Raw genomic sequence first — 17,492 nt, 5'->3', positions numbered from 1 at the left:
CATGAGCAACTCATTCACGCGCAACCGACCGCTGTGGATCGCCGGTGGGATCACGGTGGGCTTGATGGTGCTGGTGTTCATCGCCGGCTGGCTGTTCGGCCGTGCCGACGAAAAGAAGCATGAACGCCCGCGCGAGGTGGCCGCCACGCAGCCCGCGCGCGCCGATTCCGCGCTGGGCCGTACCGACCTGCGCCAGCTCGACGGACTGCGTCGCGGCATACCGGTGGACCAGGAAGCCGCACCGCAGCCGCTGTGGCGCGTGCAGAACGCGGATGTCAGGCGCGTGCGCGCCTACCCGATGCAGCCGCCGACGATTCCGCACGCCATCGATGGCTATCAGGTCGACAAGAACTCCAACCGCTGCATGCTCTGCCACGCGCGCGCGAATGCGGAGAAGTTCCAGGCGCCGCCGGTCAGCGTGACGCACTACATGGACCGCGACGACCAGTTCCTCGCGTCGATTTCTCCGCGCCGCTACTTCTGCAACCAGTGCCACGTGGTGCAGACCGATGCACCGTTGCTGGTCGGCAACACGTTCCAGGACATCGACGCGGTGCTGGCGGCCGCCGAGGCGGGCACGTCGACCGCCGAAGCGGCGGAGAGGACGCAGTGATGCGTCGCCTGTGGGAGTGGCTCCAACCGTACTGGCTCACGCTGCGACGGCCCAGCGTGCACTACAGCCTGGGCTTCCTGGTCGCGGCGGGATTCCTGGCGGGCATCTTCTTCTGGGGCGGGTTCAACACCGCGCTGGAGGCGACGAATACGGAGAAGTTCTGCACCAGCTGCCATGAGATGCACGACAACGTGTTCCAGGAGCTGAAGACGACCATCCACTACAGCAATCGCTCCGGCGTGCGCGCGACGTGCCCGGACTGCCACGTCCCGCACCAGTGGACGGACAAGATCGCTCGCAAGATGCAGGCGTCGAAGGAGGTCTGGGGCAAGATCTTCGGCACGGTGAACACGCGTGAGAAGTTCCTCGACCACCGACTGGAACTGGCGATGCACGAATGGTCGCGCCTGAAGGCGAACGATTCGCTGGAGTGCCGCAACTGCCACGACTACGAGTCGATGGACCTCACGCGACAGGGATCGCGCGCGGCGCAGATCCACAAGCGCTGGTTGTTCACGCGCGAGAAGACGTGCATCGATTGCCACAAGGGCGTGGCGCATCAGTTGCCCGACATGGCGGGGGTGCCGCAGGGGTGAGGCGGCGCGCTTGCGAAGCGAAGCTTCGCGCACCGGCTCACGACCGGCCATGGATGATCGGGCAGGGCGATCCGAAGCGGGCGGCGTGACGCCACGGACGGCAGCCATAACCTCATCGAAGTCATCGCCTCGGCGGCACAGCCGCGAAGGCGCGACGCCATGGATTGCAGCGACGACCCCGTCGAAGCCCGTACCTTCGTGACGGGGCGAGCTCGCCGCTTCGCGGCATCGCAACCCCTCCCCAACCCTCCCCTGCAAGCAGGGGAGGGAGGCAAGTTGGGAGGCAAGGTCAAGCCAACGCGCGACGATAAAGATCCGCCATCGCCGCACCGAAGCAGGCGAAGGTCACCCGCCGGTCGCCGACATCCACCCACGCCCGCGCCGCGGCGACGGCGATCGGCACCGCCCGTTCCGGCGGATAGCCGTAGACACCGCAGCTGATCGCCGGAAACGCGATGGACGCGAGGCCATGCTCGTCGGCCAATCGAAATGAAGCCCGGTAGCAGGCCGCAAGCCGCTCCGGTTCGCCCGAATCGCCACCGCGCCATACCGGCCCGACCGTGTGGATCACGAACCGCGCGGGCAACCGATGCCCGCCCGTGATACGCGCCTCGCCGGTCGGACAGCGCACACCGGGTCGCACTTCCGGCAACGCCCGGCATTCGCCGAGCAGCCCGGGCCCGGCCGCGCGATGGATCGCACCGTCCACGCCGCCACCGCCGAGCAAGGTCTCGTTGGCGGCGTTGACGATGGCGTCAACGTCGAGCGTGGTGATGTCGGCCTGGATGACGTCGATGGGCATGGGCGCAGTCGGGGCTCGGGAGGTGTCATTCGCAATGGCCGTCATCCCGGCGAATGACGGGACCCAGGCTGCCACGCGCCCGGCCATGACGAGCAGACGGGCAACGGCTCCGGGTCGCGGAACCCGGAGCACCCTGCGAACCGACCGCTACTTCAACGACGCCAGCCACTCGTCGTCGGAGCCCTCGTTGACGCCCTCGAAGAGGAACGTCGACAGATAACGCTCGCCGGTGTCGGGCAGCATCGCCAGGATCACCGCGCCTTCGTCCGCATTACGCGCCACTTCCAGCGCCGCGGCGGCCGTGGCGCCGGCCGAAATGCCGACGAAGATGCCTTCCTCCACGGCGAGGCGACGCGCGGTGTCGCGCGCGGTGACGTCGTCGATCGGCAGGATCGCGTCGGCGACATCGCGATTGAGCACCTCCGGCACGAAGTCCGGCGTCCAGCCCTGGATCTTGTGCGGCTGCCATTCCTTGCCGGCCAGCAGCGATGCGCCCGCCGGTTCGCAGGTGGTCACGCGCACTTCGGGCCTGGCGACGCGCAGCACTTCGCCCACACCGGTCAGCGTGCCGCCCGTGCCCCAGCCGGTGACGAAATGATCGAGCCGGCGACCGGCGAAATCGCGCAGGATTTCCGCCGCCGTGGTCTGCCGGTGATAGGCGGGATTGGCCGGGTTGGTGAACTGCCGCGCGAGGAACCAACCGTGCTTGTCGGCCAGTTCCTGCGCACGCCGCACCATGCCGCTGCCGCGTTCGGCGGCGGGGGTGAGGATCAGCTTGGCGCCGTAGGCGCGCATCAGCTTGCGGCGCTCCATCGAGAACGAATCGCTCATCACCGCGACGAACTTGTAGCCGCGCGCCGCGCAGACCATCGCCAGCGCGACGCCGGTATTGCCCGAGGTGGCTTCGATCACCGTATCGCCCGGCTTGAGCTGGCCGCGCGCTTCGGCGTCCAGAATGATCGCCAGCGCAAGGCGGTCCTTGACCGAGCCACCGGGATTGAAGGCTTCGACCTTGACGTAAAGCGTCACGTTCGACGGTGCGAGGCGGTGCAGTCGGACCACCGGGGTGCGGCCGATGGTGTCGAGGATGCTGTCATGGATCATGGGACGACTCCTGGGCGCTGAAGGGCGTGGGCGGGGAAGTCGGGCGGCGGCAGGGCCCTCAGGGCCGGGTCGCGGCGCAGGTCGCGGGCATGCACGAGACCGTCACCGGAGAGTGCCACAGTCGGGCTTCAAATCCAGTTCGGACGGCACCCGCGGGGCGAACCGGCCATCCGGGACGGTATTCACCTTCTGACCCCTGGCCCCGCTGTGCGTAATGTGTTGTCAACCAATGGGCCACGCAGGCGTTGATACTCGACCGCTAGAATCCACCGGTTTAGGCAAACGCCGTCCCACTGTAGAGAGCCGCATGCGACCTGGTTTCAGATTCTGCTCCCGCGCCATTCGCGCCAGTATCGTGCTGATGCTCGCCGGTGCGGTCACCGCCTGCGGCAGCAACGGAGCCGAGGCGCGCAGGGACGGCGGCGATCGCCCGATCCCGGTGACGACGCAGCAGGTCCGCATGCAGCCCTTCAGCGACACGGTGCTGGCGCTGGGCAACGTGAAAGCGCGCGAATCCATCACCGTCACCGCCAAGGTCAGCGAGACGGTGGAGAAGGTGCATTTCGAAAGCGGCGACGTGGTGGCCGCGGGCGCGCCGCTGGTCACGCTCACCGGTCGCCAGCAGCAGGCTGCGTTCGAGCAGGCGCAAGCCACCGCGAACGAAGCCGACAAGCTCTACCAGCGCCAGACCGAACTGGCCGGCCAGCAGCTCATCGCGCGCTCGCAGCTCGATACCCAGCGCGCCATCCGCGACGCCGCCCGCGCACGCATGGCGCAGATGCGCGCCGACATCGGCGACCGCGTGATCCGCGCGCCGTTCGGCGGCGTGCTCGGCATCCGCCAGGTCAGCCCGGGCGCGCTGGTCACGCCGGGCACGGCCATCGCCACGCTCGACGACACGGCCCGCGTCTACGTCGACTTCCCGGTGCCGGAGGCCCTGCTCGCCGTGCTCGCCGTCGGCCAGAAGGTCAGCGGCACCAGCGCGGCCTATCCGGGCCGGGCGTTCGAAGGCCAGGTCAGCACGATCGATGCCCGCATCGACGAGTCCACCCGCTCGGTGGTGGTGCGCGGCGACTTCGCCAATCCCGACCGCGCGCTGCGCCCGGGCATGCTGGTGCAGATCACGCTCTCGCGCCCGGAACGCCAGGCGCTGCTGGTGCCGGAAATCTCCATCGTGCAGGTCGGCAGCGATTCGTTCGTCTACCGCGTCAAGCCCGATTCGTCGGTCGAACGCGTGGACGTGAAGGTCGGCAGCCGCCGCGAGGGGCTGGCCGAAGTCACCCAGGGACTCAATGTCGGCGACCGCATCGTGGTCGACGGCACGGGCAAGCTGCGCGCGGGCGCACGCATCGTCGACGCCAAGGGCGACCAGCCGCCGGCAGGCGAGGTCGGCTCGGCGAAGGCCGGCTGACGCCGGAGGTCATGCCATGAACCTGTCCGATCTCTCGATCCGCCGTCCCGTGTTCGCCACGGTGATGAGCCTGCTCATCATCGTGCTGGGCGTGATGGCCTTCTCGCGCCTGACCCTGCGCGAACTGCCCGCGATCGACCCGCCCATCGTCTCGGTGGACGTGAACTACCCCGGCGCCTCGGCGGCGGTGGTGGAAACGCGCATCACCCAGATCCTGGAAGACGCGCTGGCCGGCATCGAGGGCATCGAGACGATCGAATCGCGCAGCGTCAACGGCCGCGCGTCGATCAGCATCGAGTTCACGCTCTCGCGCGAGATCGAGGCTGCCGCCAACGACGTGCGCGACGCGGTCAGCCGCGTCACCAACCGCCTGCCGGAAGAGGCCGATCCGCCGCAGGTCGAAAAGGTCGAGGCCGACGCCGATCCGATCCTGTGGCTCAACATGAGCTCCACGCGCATGGACACGCTGCAGCTGTCCGACTACGCGGAGCGCTACGTGGTCGACCGCCTGTCGTCCGTGGACGGCGTGGCGCAGGTGCGCATCGGCGGCCAGCAGCGCTATGCGATGCGCATCTGGCTGGACCGCGACGCGTTGGCTGCGCGCGGCATCACCGTCAACGACGTGGAAAGCGCACTGGAAGCGGAGAACGTCGAACTTCCCGCCGGCCGCATCGAATCCAATGCGCGCGATTTCACCCTGCGCGTGGCGCGCAGCTACCAGAAGCCGGAAGACTTCGCGCAGATCCCGCTGGGCAAGGGCACCGACGGTTACATCGTGCGGCTGGGCGATGTGTCGCGCATCGAACTGGCCTCCGCCGAGCGCCGCGCGTACTACCGCAGCAACGGCGAGCCCAACGTCGGACTGGGCATCGTCAAGACCTCCACGGCGAACTCGCTCGACGTCGCGCGCGCGGCCCGCGCCGCGGCCGAGCAGATCCAGAAGACGCTGCCCGAAGGCACCAAGATCTTCGTCGCCTTCGACACCACGGTGTTCATCGAATCGGCCGTGGAGCGCGTGTACCACACGCTGGTCGAAGCGATCGTGCTGGTGCTGCTCGTGATCTGGCTGTTCCTGGGCAGCTTCCGCGCCGCGATCATTCCGGCGGTGACAGTGCCGGTGTGTTTGATCGCAGCGTTCATTCCGCTGTACCTGTTCGGTTTCTCGATCAACCTGCTCACGCTGCTGGCGCTGGTGTTGTGCATCGGCCTGGTGGTGGACGATGCGATCGTCGTGCTGGAGAACATCCAGCGCCGTGTTGACCTGGGCGAACCGCGCCTGGTCGCGGCCAAGCGCGGCACGCAGCAGGTGGCGTTCGCGGTGATCGCCACCACGGCGGTCCTGGTGGCGGTGTTCCTGCCGGTGGGCTTCATGCAGGGCAACACCGGGCGCCTGTTCCGCGAGTTGTCGGTGGCACTGGCCGGCGCGGTCGCGATTTCCGCCTTCGTCGCGCTGACGCTGACGCCGATGATGTCCTCCAAGCTGGTGCGTCCGCACAGCCAGGAGAAGTCGAACTTCGTCAACCGCTGGGTCAACGCGCGGCTGGCCGGCATCGGCAAGCGCTATGGCAGCCTGCTGTCGCGCACGACCAATCGCACGCCGTTGCAGTTGCTCCTGATCGTCGGCGGCGTGATGGTCGGCACGATCATCGTCAGCGCGCTGCTGCTCAAGCTGGTGCCGTCGGAACTCGCGCCGGCCGAAGACCGCGGTTCGTTCCAGATCACCATCCAGGGCCCTGAAGGCGCCGGCTTCGACTACACCGTCGGCCAGGTGCAGCAGGTCGAAAAGATCGTCGCCGCGCACACCGGCAAGGGCCAGGTGATCCAGCGCTACAACCCGCGCGTGCCGGGCGGTTTCGGCGCCAGCGAGGAAATGCACACCGGCCGCATCGCGGTATTCCTGCAGGACTGGAAGGACCGCGACGTCGCCACCGCGCAGGTCGCCGATTCGCTGCGCGGCGAACTGGGCAAGCTGCCCGGCGTGCGCGCGATGCCGCAGGTCTCCGGCGGCCTGGTGCGCACGCGCGGCCAGCCGATCAACATCGTGCTGGGCGGGCCGGAGTACGCGGAACTCGCGCAGTGGCGCGACAAGCTGATCGCGAAGATGGAATCCAACCCGGGCTTCTTCTCGGTCGATTCGGACTACAAGGAAACGCGCCCGCAGATGCGCGTGGAGATCGACCGCCAGCGCGCCGCCGACCTGGGCGTGCCGGTGACCGACATCGGCCACGCGCTGGAAACCATGATGGGCAGCCGCCGCGTCACCACCTTCGTGCAGAACGGCGAGGAGTACGACGTGATCGTGCAGTCCGACCGCGAACTGCGCGCCTCGCCGGCGGACCTCGCCGCGATCCAGGTGCGTGCGCGCGACGGTGCGCTGATTCCGCTGTCGAACCTGGTGACGCTGCGCGAGCTGGCCGAGCCGGGCAGCCTCAACCGCTTCAACCGCCTGCGTGCGATCACCATCAGCGCCGGTCTCACGCCGGGCTATCCGCTGGGCGAGGCGATCAAGTGGCTGGAGGACAGCGTCCGCACCGAGCTGCCCGAACACGCGCAGATCGACTGGAAGGGCGAATCGCGCGAGTACATCCAGGCCGGCGGCGCGGTGCTGCTGACCTTCACCCTGGCGTTGCTCGTCGTGTACCTCGTGCTCGCCGCGCAGTTCGAGAGCTTCATCCATCCGTTCGTGATCATGCTGACGGTGCCGCTGGGCGTGCTCGGCGCGCTCATTGGCCTGGCGGTCACCGGCGGAACGCTCAATCTGTTCAGTCAGATCGGCATCGTGATGCTGGTGGGCCTGGCGGCGAAGAACGGCATCCTGATCGTGGAATTCGCCAATCAGTTGCGCGATGAAGGACGCAGCATCCGCGAGGCGATCGTCGAAGCCTCGACGGTGCGCCTGCGCCCGATCCTGATGACCTCCATCGCGACGGTGGTCGGCGCGATTCCGCTGGTGCTGGCCGGCGGTCCGGGCTCGGCCAGCCGCGCGACGATCGGCATCGTGGTGATCTTCGGCGTGTCGTTCTCCACGCTGCTGTCGCTGTTCGTGGTGCCGGCGTTCTACGTGCTGCTGGCCCGCTACACGCGTTCGCCCGAGGCGGTGGCGCAGGAGCTGGAGAAGCTGGAAGCGAGCACGCCGTCGGTGGGTGGGCACGCGTAAAGGGCCTGGAGCGCCGGCTGCAAGGATTGGAAGAGGCCGGCGCGTTTCACCGTTCGTCCTGAGCGTAGCGGCGTAGCCGCGAAGTCGAAGGGCGGGCGGGCCGGATGCGTCCCCACCCGTCCATCCTTCGACTCCGGCGCTTCGCGCCTACGCTCAGGACGAACGGTGGGCCGTGGGCGCCACGTATTGGCGAATGCCACCCTGAACACCCCATTTCGGTTTCCCGCGCCCCGCCCGGTTACCCTGTGCGCATGCCCCCCGCCCTGCCGCGCTTCCACGCCGAATCCCTGCGCCTGTCCGGCGACGGCTTCGTCCTGCGCGCGTGGCACCGGGATGACCTGGACGCCCTGCTGCGCCACGCCGACGACGCACGCGTCGTGCGCGGACTCAGCAGCCGTTTCCCGCACCCGTACACGCGCCAGGACGGCGAGCGTTTCCTCGCCGGCGACGTGGTCGACCTGAGCGATCCCGTCTTCGCCATCGAAGTCGATGGCGAAGCTTGCGGCGGCATCGGTGCGCGTCCCGGCGATGCCGAGCGCGGTCATGCGGCGGAGCTGGGTTACTGGCTCGGCCACGCGCGCTGGGGCAGGGGGTTGATGACGCGCGTCGTCGCGCTGTACGTGCCGTGGCTGATGCGGACGCTGTCGCTGTACCGCGTGCAGGCGACGGTGCTGCCGTCCAACGAAGCATCCGCCCGCGTGCTGCTGAAGAACGGCTTCGCCGAAGAAGGCCTGGCCCGCTGCGCCCTGTTGAAGAACGGCGAACCGCACGACATGCGCGTGTTCGCGAAAGTACGAAGGAGTCTGTCCGATGCGCCATGATCCGCCCAACCGTCCGCCGCGCGGCCCGCGCACACCGGGCGACGCACCGTGGGGGCGTGCGAACGTGCGCAGCCGCGACGAACGCTTCGCCGATCGCACCGCGCAGACGCAGCACGAGCGAGGCGCCGCCACGCACCGCGCCGCGCACGCCAAATCCCACGTCGAACACCACGACCACGATCACGGCGATGAGCACGCCGCGCATCCCGGGCGCGAACGTCGCACCGCCGAGCTTCGTCTCTACGGATTGAACGCCATCCACGCGGTGTTCTCGCGCCGCCCGCAGGCAATCCGCAAGCTGTACCTGGCCGAAGCGCGCATTCCCGCGTTGCAGCCGCTGCTGAAATGGTGCGTCGCCAACCGCGTGGGTTATCGCGTGGTGGACGAACTGGACCTGCACAAGCTGGCCGCCAGCAGCCACCACGAAGGCGTCGTCGCCGACGTGCTGCGCGAAGAACCCCTGTCGTTGTCGACCTGGCTGCGCGATCTGCCGGCCGGTCCGCAGTGCGCGATCTGGCTGGACGGCGTCGGCAATCCGCACAACTTCGGCGCGATCCTGCGCTCGGCCGCGCACTTCGGCGTGTCGGCGATCCTGCTGCCGAAGCATTCGAACCTGTCGCTCTCCGGCGCCGCCGCGCGCGTGGCCGAGGGCGGCGCCGAAGCGGTCCCGCTGGTGCGCCTGGGCCGCGAGGACAACGCCATCGCCCAGCTGCGCAGTGCCGGCTTCACGCTGGCCGCGACGGTGGTGAAGGGCGGCAACGACGTGTTCGCCGCACCGTTGCAGGCGCGCACGGTGTACGTGCTCGGCGCGGAAGGCGAGGGCATGGACCGCGAACTCGCGGCGGCGTGCGACCTGCGCCTGTCGATTCCCGGCACGGGGCTGGTGGAAAGCCTCAACGTGGCGGCGGCGGCGGCGGTGTTGCTGGCGGCGTGGAAAGCGAAAGCGCCGAATCGCCAGTAACGGCGAGATTGCGTTGATCGACGTCATCCCCGCGAAGGCGGGGATCCAACGTTGCATGCATCACGTTCGACGGATGGCGTGATGCGCCTGGCAGATGGATTCCCGCTTTCGCGGGAATGACGGCCTATTGCTGCATGGCGCACGGCGCTGCGTGGCTACACGGGGCCCGAGCGCTACCCGGCTACCCGCATCGGCAACGTCGCCCGAATGCACGTCCCCGCACCCGGCACCGTTTCGATATCGAACGTGCCGCCCAGGTGTGTCGCCCGTTCGCGCATGGCGATCAGGCCGAGCCCGTGCACGCTGTCCGGATCGAAGCCGCGGCCGTCGTCGATGATCGACAGCAGGATCTCCTCGCCGCGCGGCGCCAGGATCACCGTCACCTGGCTCGCACCGGAATGACGCAGCACGTTCGTCAGCGCTTCCTGCGCGATGCGGAAGCAGGCCAGTTCGACGGCGGGATCGGGGCGTTCGGGCAGCGGCGTGAGGTCCAGTTCCAGCATCGGCGAACCGCTGCGGAACAGCCGCTCGCACTGCCAGCGCAGCGCGGCCACCAGACCCAGTGCGTCCAGCTGCGGTGGGCGCAGCAGGATGGAGATGTCGCGCAGCTTGGCGATGGTCGAATCGGCGATGACGACGATTTCCTCGACGATCTCGCGACGGCCCGCCTCGTCCTCGCCCTCGATCGAGGTCGCCGACATCTTCATCGCCGAGATCGCCTGGCCGATGTCGTCGTGCAGCTCGCGCGAGAGCGTGCGGCGCTCCTTTTCCTGTACGTCGATCAGGCGCCCGGTCAGGGCATGCAGCTCCTGTTGCTGGCGATGCAGATGCGTGGCGAGCTCCTCTTCGCGCGCATCCGAACAGGTACGCCGCAGCATCAGGAACAGCAGCACGGCGACCAGCGGCAACGACAGGGCATTGGCGATCCAGTGCGCGGCGTCACCGAACCAGCGACGCAACTCCACGGCCAGCGCAGGGGCCACCAGCGCCATCCACGCCACCGCCAGCGCAGCCATCGCCACGCAGAGCAGGAAGCCGCCGCGCCCACGCAAACGGGCGCGCAAGCCTGCGCGCCCGTTGGGCGGATCCTGCGCGAGGGGGCCGTCGGGCCCCGCCGGAGGCGATGGAGGGATCGCGTTCATCCCGTCATGCAGTGGTTCAGAAGAGTTCGACGCTACCAGCATCCATGGACTGCTGCATCACCGCCTTGTGGGGCGGGCGCTCCCACTCGGTGCGCATCTGGGCGATGCGCTGGCCCAGCTGACCCAGGGCCTGGCGCACTTCGGCATCGGCGCGGTCGGCGCGATGCAGGAGCTGGTGCAGGGCGGTGGCCTCGCGGTTGATCGCGCTCAGGCGATCCAGGTGCGTGGTGGCCGCGCCCAGGGCCTGCGTGGCGATGTCTTCGAACTGCAGCGAACGCACGGCCTCGGCGACGGAGCCGTCGATCGAGCGGCCGCAGTCGGCGATCTCGCGCATGCCGTTGCCCAGGCCGCGGTTGATGCCGTCCACGCGTTCCAGCATCGCGGCGGCTTCGGCGCGGGCGCCGCGCGAGCGGTCCATGTCGCGCGAGGCCATCGTGCTGACGGTGTCGCGGACGCGGGCGATGGAATCCTTGGAGCTGTGAGCGAGCTTGCGGATCTGTTCGTTGAACGCGGTGGAGCGCTCGGACAGGTTGCGCACTTCGTCGGCGACGACCGCGAAGCCGCGACCCGCCTCGCCGGCGCGCGCCGCTTCGATGGCCGCGTTGAGCGCGAGCAGGTTGGTCTGGTCGGCGATCGACTTCACGTCCTCCAGCAGCGCGAAGATGCCGTCCAGGTGCTCGGCCATCGCGTCGATGTGGGTGACGGTGGTGGTGCTCTGGCCGCTCACGGCTTCCAGCGCTTCCACCAGTTGCTCCATCTGCTGGCTGGCCTGCAGGGCGAAGCGCGAAACGTCCACGCCGCCGTGCTCGCCGTCGGTGCGGTCGATGATGCGCGAGACCACTTCGCCCTGTTCGCGCGACTTGCGGTTGACCGCTTCGAAGCTCATGCCCAGCTTGGCGACCGATTCGCGGATCAGCGTGCGCGTGCGGTCGATCTCGCCGCGCGAGCCCTGCACTTCGGAATTCACGAAGTTGCGCAGGTCGTCGAGCAGGCGCGTCTGTTCGCGCAGCATCGCCGTGTCGTTGTGGCTGGGCCGCTGCATGGTCCAGGCGAAGCCCAGCCACGCCAGCGTCATGGCGACCAGCGCGCCCCACTGCACGCCGGGCGGCCATTCCAGCGCTTGCGCGGCGATCAGCAGGGAAGTGAGCACCAGCGGTGCTGCAAGGCGAATCAGTACACGGGAATCCATCTTCGATCTCACCGAATGGGGCAAGTTAGATAACGGCTGTGGCGGCTGGTGCTTTAGTAGGGAAACGCCTTACCTTGCGGCGCGACGATGGTGTGACGCAGTGCGTGTTTCTGGCTTGCGGTGAAGGCATCCCACGATTTGCCGGAACCCCGGATTCCGTTCGTCCTGAGCGTAGCGGCGTAGCCGCGAAGTCGAAGGATGAGCGGACCTGTGCAGGGGGCGCTTAGGCTTCGTTGCATTGGCCCATTCATCCTTCGACTTCGGCGCGTCGCGCCTGCGCACAGGACGAACGGGGGTGAAGGTCCGGGTTCCGCCGCTCAATCGTGCGCCGTCCCCGCCAACAACCGCTCCGCCACGCGCGACAGCGGCACCGTCTCCTCCGCCGCGCCCAGCGCAACCGCCGCGCCGGGCATGCCCCAGACCACGCTGGTCGCCTCGTCCTGCGCCAGCGTCGCCGCACCGGCCTTGCGCAGCGCAAGCAGGCCGCGCGCGCCGTCATCGCCCATGCCCGTGAGCAGCGCCGCGCTGGCATTGCTGCCGACGTGCTCGGCCACCGATTCGAACAACGCATCCACGCTGGGACGGTGGCGACGCACCGGATCGTCGTCGCCGAGCCGGCAATGCCAGCGCGCACCGCTGCGGTAGACACGCAGGTGGCGTCCACCCGGCGCGACATAAGCGTGGCCCGGCAGCAGTTCCTGGTCGCGCTCCACGTGCACCACCGTCATGCGACTGTGCCGATCCAGGCGGTCGGCGAAGGGCGCGCTGAATGCGCCCGGGATGTGCTGCGCGATCACCGTCGCCGGTGCGTCGGCCGGCATCTGCGCCATCACTTCGCGGATGGCCTCGGTGCCGCCGGTGGACGCGCCGATGGCGATCAACCGATGCGTGGTCCGATAGGCCACGGCCGGCGTTGCGGGGTCGTTGGCCGCGCGCGGCAAGGGCGCGATCACGCGCGCCTTCGCGGCCTGCTTGACCTTATCGATCAGCAGGCCGGCGTACTCGGTCAGGCCGCGCGCGATGTCGAGCTTGGGCTTGGCGATGAAATCCACCGCGCCCAGCGACAGTGCATCCAGCGTCACCTGCGCGCCGCGCTCGGTCAGCGTGGAGACCATCACCACCGGCATCGGCCGCAGGCGCATGAGGTTGCGCAGGAACGTGAGCCCGTCCATGCGCGGCATCTCGACATCGAGCGTGAGCACGTCCGGGTTGAGCTGCTTGATCTTGTCGCGCGCGATGTACGGATCGGCCGCGGCGCCGACGACCTGGATGGCGGGGTCTTCCTCCAGCAGTTGGGTCATCAGCTGGCGCACCAGCGCCGAGTCGTCGACGACGAGCACCTTGATGGGCGCCTTGCCCGGGTTGCGGCGCGCATCCATCAGAACAGCTCCACGCTGCCGCTGGCGACCGGCTCGCGGGCGAGGCGGCCGTAGTACGCGCGCTCGGCATCGACGATGACGTCGTTGCGCGCCGACGGCAGTCGCTTGACCAGCGTGCGCCCGGTCTGCGCGAAGAAGCAGACCTTGCGCGGGTGGATGTCGCCCAGGTCCTGCGCGATGACGGGGATGTGCTCGGCCGCAAGGTATTCCAGCACGAAGCAGGCGTTGCGCGTGCCGATGGGATCGCTGTAGAAGCCGCTGAGCACGTTGCCGCCGCCGAACACCTTGGCCTGCAATCGCGAGCGCCGCGCGCCGCGCTTGAGCAGGTCGTTGATGAGCAGTTCCATTGCGTGCGCGCCGTAGCGCGAGGACACGGACTCGGCTTCGCCGCCGGGCAGCATGAAGTGGTTCATGCCGCCGACCTGCAGCATCGGGTCGTACAGACACGCGGCCACGCACGATCCCAGCAGCGTGACCAGCGCGATCGGCCGGTCGGTGACGCGGTAGTCGGACGGCAGCAGCTTGATCGCTTCGGTCTGCAGCACCGGGTCGAAGTAGCTGCCCGGTTCGATCGCGGCGCGGGTGGTCAAGGCGGCGCTCATCATTTGAGTCCTGCGACGGGTCGGTAGGTCGTGCGGCCGCAGGAGGTGATCAGGTCGTGGGCATGGCCGAAGCTTTCCGAATGCCCGGCGAACAGCAGGCCGCCCGGCGCGATCAGCGGTGCCATGCGTTGCAGCACCTGGTACTGCGTGGCCTTGTCGAAATAGATCATGACGTTGCGGCAGAACACGGCGTCGAAGCCGCCCTTCAGGCCGTAGTCGTCGTCGAGCAGGTTGAGCGGGCGGAACTCGATCAGCGCCTGCAGTTCGGGCTTCACGCGGCACATGCCGGCGTTGGCGCCGTTGCCGCGCTGGAAGAACTGGCGCCGGCGCTGCAGCGACAGGGCGTTGATGCGTTCCACCGGGTACACGCCGCGCGCCGCGGTCTGCAGCACGTGGGTGTCGATGTCGGTGGCCAGGATGCGCACCGGCGGCGTCATCGTGCCGAAGGCTTCGCAGGCGGTGATCGCCAGCGTGTACGGCTCCTCGCCGGTGGAGGCGGCATTGCACCAGATCCGCTGGCCGCCGGTGCCGCGCGAGCGCAGCAGGTCGGCGAGCATGTCGAAGTGGTGCGCCTCGCGGAAAAACGAGGTGAGGTTGGTGGTGAGGGCGTTGATGAAGCCCTGCAGTTCCGCGTCCGGGTCGGCTTCGACGAAATCGAGGTAGTCGCCGAAGCGGTCCATGTCCAGCGCCCGCACGCGACGCGCCAGTCGGCTGTAGACCATGTCGCGCTTGTGCGGATGCAGGTGGATGCCGGCGTACTCGCGGATCATCCGGCAGACGCGGCGGAAGTCGCGGTCGTCGAAGGTGAATTCGCGGTCGTCGGAGGTGCGCGGCGAAGGACGCATGGGGGGCTCGGGGGTTGCTGCATTCGTAGCCCGGGTAAGCGAAGCGCACCCGGGGCTCTTTGCCTGGATCGATGCACCGGGCGGTGAGGCACCCCGGGTGCGGCCTTCGGCCTTACCCGGGCTACGTCACTGCACGCAGGGGAGGAGCGAGAGCGCTACGGCGCTACGTCAGAACTCCTGCCAATCACCATCCGCGCTGTTCGCCGCCGCGCTCGCGCGCACCTTGCGGGCGGCGGGCTTGGCGGGTGCGACGGCCGGCTTGGCGCGGCTGGACTTGGCGGCCGGCATGTCGACCACGGTCGCCTGCGCGACGCGTGCGGCCTGCGCCGAGTGCGCGACGCGGAACACCGCCACCGTCTGCACCAGCTGCTCGGACTGCTGCTCCAGGCTGCGCGCGGCGGCAGAGGCCTGCTCGACCAGCGCCGCGTTCTGCTGCGTGCCTTCGTCCATCTGCGTGATGGCGTTGTTGACCTGCTCGATGCCCGAGCTCTGCTCCTGCGACGCGGCGGAGATGTCGGCGATGATGTCGGTGACCTTCTTCACGCTGGTCACGATCTCGCCCATCGTGCGGCCGGCCTGGTCGACCAGCTGGCTGCCTTCCTCGACCTTCGTCACCGAGTCGTTGATGAGCTGCTTGATCTCCTTGGCCGCGTTCGCCGAACGCTGCGCGAGCGAGCGCACTTCGCTGGCGACCACCGCGAAACCGCGGCCCTGTTCGCCGGCACGCGCGGCTTCCACCGCAGCGTTGAGCGCCAGGATGTTGGTCTGGAACGCGATGCCGTCGATCACGCCGATGATGTCGGAGATCTTCTTCGACGACTGGTTGATGGCGTTCATCGTGTTGACGACTTCGCCCACCACCGTGCCGCCCTGGCCGGCGACTTCCGCCGCGCTCTGCGCCAGCTGGTTGGCCTGGCGCGCGTTGTCGGCGTTCTGGCGGACCGTGCTGGTCAGCTCTTCCATCGACGATGCGGTTTCTTCCAGCGACGCGGCCTGCTGCTCCGTGCGCTGCGACAGGTCGTTGTTGCCGGCGGCGATTTCCGCCGCGGCGCTGCTGATCGCGTCCGAACCCTGGCGGATCTGGCCGACGATCTGCGCGAGCTGGTCGACGGTGCGGTTGGCGTCGTTGGCCAGGCGGCCGAACTGGCCCGGCAGTTCCACTTCGACGCGGCGGTTGAGGTCGCCATCGGCGACGGCCGACAGCAGCGTGCCCACTTCGTGCAGGCCTTCCTCGGCGGTGCCCATCAGCTCGTTGAGGCTCTGCACCACGTCGTGGTAGACGAACTCGAAGCGCGAGGCGTCGCCACGGCGGCTGAAGTCACCGGCGACGGCGGCGTCGACCAGCGTCTTGATCTCGGCGTTGATCGCGTTCATGCCGCTCTTGACCGAATCCACGGCGTCGGTGATGCGCGCCTTCTGGCCCGGCAGGCGGTCCATGTCGTGCGACAGGTCGCCGCGTGCGTAGGAGGCGACGATCTCGATGGCGCGCGTGTTCACCTGGATGTGCGAGTCCACCAGCGTGTTCACTTCACCGGCCATCTGGCCGTAGGCGCCCGGGAAGTCGTCGCTGCGCAGGCGGCGGTCGATCTCGCCGGCCTGATGCGATTCGAACAGGTCGCGCTGCGCGCCGGCGAAGTTGCGCAGGGTGTTGATCGCGCGGTCCAGGCTGCGCGCGATGTCGCGCACTTCGTCGCGGCTGTCCACGCGCACGGCGTCCGGGAATTCACCGCGGGCGAGCAGCTCGGAGGCGTCCTGCACTTCCTTCAGCGCGTTGCGCGTGCTACGGCTGAAGCCCAGGAACAGGTACGCCGCGATCGCCAGGATCAGGATGCAGCCGCCCAGCGTCAGCGCGGTGCGGCGCTCCAGGCGGGCGATCTCGGACGAGGCGGCGTGGTCGAGCGAGGTGTTCGATGCCGACAGCGCGGCGGCGAGCGCCAGGCGCGTGGCTTCGGTGCGCGCGGCCATGATCTTGACCGCGAGCGACGGCGTTTCCGCGTCGAGGATGTGCTTCTGGATGTCGGCGTTCTGCTTGGCCACCGCGTCCAGCGCCTTGCGGAACGGCGTGCCCATGGAGGCGGCGAGCGAGGGCATTTCCTCTTCGGCGTCCTTCAGTTCGATTTCCGAACGCGTGCGCACGTAGTCCTGCATGTTGCGCGAGACGGCCAGGCCGGTGCGGTCGTCGACCCAGATCGCGCCGTCGCCCAGCACGCGCAGCGCGGTGGCGCTCTGCTGCTGGGTGTATTCGGCGAGCGTGGGCACCCACACGGTGGCGGCGCGGCCCATGTAGAGGACGGCGGCGTTCTGCGCCTGCGCCAGGCCGGTTTCGTCGGCGATCAGGCCGTGCACTTCACCGAGCTTGCGCACGGCGGCGGCGTGTTCGGCGGCGGCGGCGGCGGCATCGGCGTGGGTTTCGGCTTTCGCCTTGTCCCAGGCGGCCTGCGCGTCCTTCAGCGCGGCCGGCACGGCGGACGCGGTCAGGGTGTTGCCCTGCCAGGCGTTGAGCGCGTCGAGTTCGCGGCCGATGTGGGCGGCGGACTCCTGCAGCATCTGGTCGCTGACGGCGTCCTTGGCGAACTTGCGCACGATCAGCTGCTCGTGCTGCTGGATGCCCAGCATCGCGCGGTGCAGGTGGCCCAGGCCGACGACGGCGTCGCGCTGCTGCGTGGCGGCGTGCACTTCGGCGTTGGAACGCACGACGATGATGCCGGCCAGCACGCCGCAGGTGAGCATGAAGGCGGCGCCGATCACCATGGCTTTCTGGTTGAAGCGCAGGCTCGACATCAGGCGGGTGGCCGGAGCCAGGAAGCGGTCCAGCGCGGTGGCGGACGGCCGGTTGGAAGCAAGGGTGGACATGGTGCCTCTCGTGCGGA

14 protein-coding genes are annotated in these 17,492 nt (G+C 68.8%); 6 read left to right on the top strand and 8 right to left on the bottom strand.

The genetic code is table 11. The features are described from left to right. Nucleotide 1 precedes the first annotated feature (1 nt). Entirely contained in the window at nucleotides 2-613 is a 612-nt protein-coding gene (locus AAFF32_RS19185) for a nitrate reductase cytochrome c-type subunit (RefSeq protein ID WP_342316039.1), read from the top strand. Continuing rightward, nucleotides 613-1,209, top strand: coding sequence for a NapC/NirT family cytochrome c (locus AAFF32_RS19180; protein WP_342316038.1), 597 nt, complete (start codon nucleotides 613-615; stop codon nucleotides 1,207-1,209). The genes AAFF32_RS19185 and AAFF32_RS19180 overlap by 1 nt, the downstream gene beginning before the upstream one ends. A gap of 289 nt (nucleotides 1,210-1,498) precedes the next feature. Here AAFF32_RS19180 and AAFF32_RS19175 read toward each other — a convergent pair whose 3' ends face one another. Together AAFF32_RS19175 and cysK are read right to left on the bottom strand one after the other, a co-directional pair. Further along, nucleotides 1,499-2,011, bottom strand: a complete 513-nt coding sequence (locus tag AAFF32_RS19175; RefSeq protein WP_216964008.1) for an O-acetyl-ADP-ribose deacetylase — start codon at nucleotides 2,009-2,011, stop codon at nucleotides 1,499-1,501. A 147-nt stretch (nucleotides 2,012-2,158) separates the two neighbouring features. Beyond that, nucleotides 2,159-3,115: a cysteine synthase A gene (cysK, locus tag AAFF32_RS19170; protein ID WP_216964006.1), complete on the bottom strand. Its 957-nt coding sequence runs from the start codon at nucleotides 3,113-3,115 to the stop codon at nucleotides 2,159-2,161. A 361-nt stretch (nucleotides 3,116-3,476) separates the two neighbouring features. Between cysK and AAFF32_RS19165 the strand changes: the two genes are divergently transcribed. From AAFF32_RS19165 to AAFF32_RS19150, 4 genes are all read left to right on the top strand, one after another. Beyond that, nucleotides 3,477-4,526 carry an efflux RND transporter periplasmic adaptor subunit gene (locus tag AAFF32_RS19165; RefSeq protein ID WP_254200707.1) on the top strand — a complete coding sequence of 350 codons (1,050 nt, stop codon included), beginning with the start codon at nucleotides 3,477-3,479 and terminating at the stop codon, nucleotides 4,524-4,526. A gap of 16 nt (nucleotides 4,527-4,542) precedes the next feature. Next, complete coding sequence (locus AAFF32_RS19160; RefSeq protein ID WP_216964002.1) at nucleotides 4,543-7,683, top strand: efflux RND transporter permease subunit; 3,141 nt, start codon at nucleotides 4,543-4,545, stop codon at nucleotides 7,681-7,683. 251 nt (nucleotides 7,684-7,934) lie between these two features. Continuing rightward, the gene (locus AAFF32_RS19155; protein WP_216964000.1) at nucleotides 7,935-8,504 is read left to right on the top strand and encodes a GNAT family protein; all 570 of its coding nucleotides are present in this window, start codon (nucleotides 7,935-7,937) and stop codon (nucleotides 8,502-8,504) included. Continuing rightward, nucleotides 8,494-9,465 carry a TrmH family RNA methyltransferase gene (locus AAFF32_RS19150; protein WP_216963998.1) on the top strand — a complete coding sequence of 324 codons (972 nt, stop codon included), beginning with the start codon at nucleotides 8,494-8,496 and terminating at the stop codon, nucleotides 9,463-9,465. Before AAFF32_RS19155 ends, AAFF32_RS19150 begins: the two co-directional genes overlap by 11 nt. A gap of 173 nt (nucleotides 9,466-9,638) precedes the next feature. On the opposite strand, the gene AAFF32_RS19145 is transcribed toward AAFF32_RS19150, so the two are convergent. The 6 genes from AAFF32_RS19145 to AAFF32_RS19120 all read right to left on the bottom strand — a co-directional run bounded on the left by AAFF32_RS19145 (nucleotide 9,639) and on the right by AAFF32_RS19120 (nucleotide 17,475). Next, nucleotides 9,639-10,529, bottom strand: coding sequence for a sensor histidine kinase (locus tag AAFF32_RS19145; RefSeq protein WP_254200561.1), 891 nt, complete (start codon nucleotides 10,527-10,529; stop codon nucleotides 9,639-9,641). 94 nt (nucleotides 10,530-10,623) lie between these two features. After that, on the bottom strand, nucleotides 10,624-11,796 hold the full coding sequence (locus tag AAFF32_RS19140) for a methyl-accepting chemotaxis protein (protein WP_216963994.1): 1,173 nt from the start codon (nucleotides 11,794-11,796) through the stop codon (nucleotides 10,624-10,626). Nucleotides 11,797-12,113: 317 nt separating this feature from the next. After that, nucleotides 12,114-13,175, bottom strand: coding sequence for a chemotaxis response regulator protein-glutamate methylesterase (locus AAFF32_RS19135; protein WP_216963992.1), 1,062 nt, complete (start codon nucleotides 13,173-13,175; stop codon nucleotides 12,114-12,116). Next, nucleotides 13,175-13,777 (bottom strand): chemoreceptor glutamine deamidase CheD, encoded by a 603-nt coding sequence (cheD, locus tag AAFF32_RS19130; protein ID WP_216963990.1) that lies wholly within the window; start codon nucleotides 13,775-13,777, stop codon nucleotides 13,175-13,177. Before cheD ends, AAFF32_RS19135 begins: the two co-directional genes overlap by 1 nt. Beyond that, nucleotides 13,777-14,622, bottom strand: coding sequence for a CheR family methyltransferase (locus AAFF32_RS19125; protein WP_216963989.1), 846 nt, complete (start codon nucleotides 14,620-14,622; stop codon nucleotides 13,777-13,779). Before AAFF32_RS19125 ends, cheD begins: the two co-directional genes overlap by 1 nt. A gap of 168 nt (nucleotides 14,623-14,790) precedes the next feature. After that, nucleotides 14,791-17,475: a methyl-accepting chemotaxis protein gene (locus AAFF32_RS19120; protein WP_342316037.1), complete on the bottom strand. Its 2,685-nt coding sequence runs from the start codon at nucleotides 17,473-17,475 to the stop codon at nucleotides 14,791-14,793. Nucleotides 17,476-17,492: the final 17 nt, after the last annotated feature.

Origin of the sequence: Lysobacter sp. FW306-1B-D06B (assembly GCF_038446665.1) — a bacterium.
Lineage (GTDB): Bacteria > Pseudomonadota > Gammaproteobacteria > Xanthomonadales > Xanthomonadaceae > Lysobacter_J.
The sequence above is the reverse complement of the archived record's forward strand: the minus strand, read 5'-3'. Positions and strand labels throughout refer to the sequence as shown.

What these genes read in the sequence shown, in the direction of transcription:
- AAFF32_RS19165 (WP_254200707.1), top strand. Translation starts at nt 3,477, where the DNA reads ATGCTCGCCGGTGCGGTCACCGCCTGCGGCAGCAACGGAGCCGAGGCG.
- AAFF32_RS19150 (WP_216963998.1), top strand. Translation starts at nt 8,494, where the DNA reads ATGCGCCATGATCCGCCCAACCGTCCGCCGCGCGGCCCGCGCACACCG.
- cheD (WP_216963990.1), bottom strand. Translation starts at nt 13,777, where the DNA reads ATGAGCGCCGCCTTGACCACCCGCGCCGCGATCGAACCGGGCAGCTAC.
- AAFF32_RS19155 (WP_216964000.1), top strand. Translation starts at nt 7,935, where the DNA reads ATGCCCCCCGCCCTGCCGCGCTTCCACGCCGAATCCCTGCGCCTGTCC.
- AAFF32_RS19175 (WP_216964008.1), bottom strand. Translation starts at nt 2,011, where the DNA reads ATGCCCATCGACGTCATCCAGGCCGACATCACCACGCTCGACGTTGAC.
- AAFF32_RS19120 (WP_342316037.1), bottom strand. Translation starts at nt 17,475, where the DNA reads ATGTCCACCCTTGCTTCCAACCGGCCGTCCGCCACCGCGCTGGACCGC.
- AAFF32_RS19180 (WP_342316038.1), top strand. Translation starts at nt 613, where the DNA reads ATGCGTCGCCTGTGGGAGTGGCTCCAACCGTACTGGCTCACGCTGCGA.
- AAFF32_RS19185 (WP_342316039.1), top strand. Translation starts at nt 2, where the DNA reads ATGAGCAACTCATTCACGCGCAACCGACCGCTGTGGATCGCCGGTGGG.
- AAFF32_RS19125 (WP_216963989.1), bottom strand. Translation starts at nt 14,622, where the DNA reads ATGCGTCCTTCGCCGCGCACCTCCGACGACCGCGAATTCACCTTCGAC.
- cysK (WP_216964006.1), bottom strand. Translation starts at nt 3,115, where the DNA reads ATGATCCATGACAGCATCCTCGACACCATCGGCCGCACCCCGGTGGTC.
- AAFF32_RS19160 (WP_216964002.1), top strand. Translation starts at nt 4,543, where the DNA reads ATGAACCTGTCCGATCTCTCGATCCGCCGTCCCGTGTTCGCCACGGTG.
- AAFF32_RS19140 (WP_216963994.1), bottom strand. Translation starts at nt 11,796, where the DNA reads ATGGATTCCCGTGTACTGATTCGCCTTGCAGCACCGCTGGTGCTCACT.
- AAFF32_RS19135 (WP_216963992.1), bottom strand. Translation starts at nt 13,175, where the DNA reads ATGGATGCGCGCCGCAACCCGGGCAAGGCGCCCATCAAGGTGCTCGTC.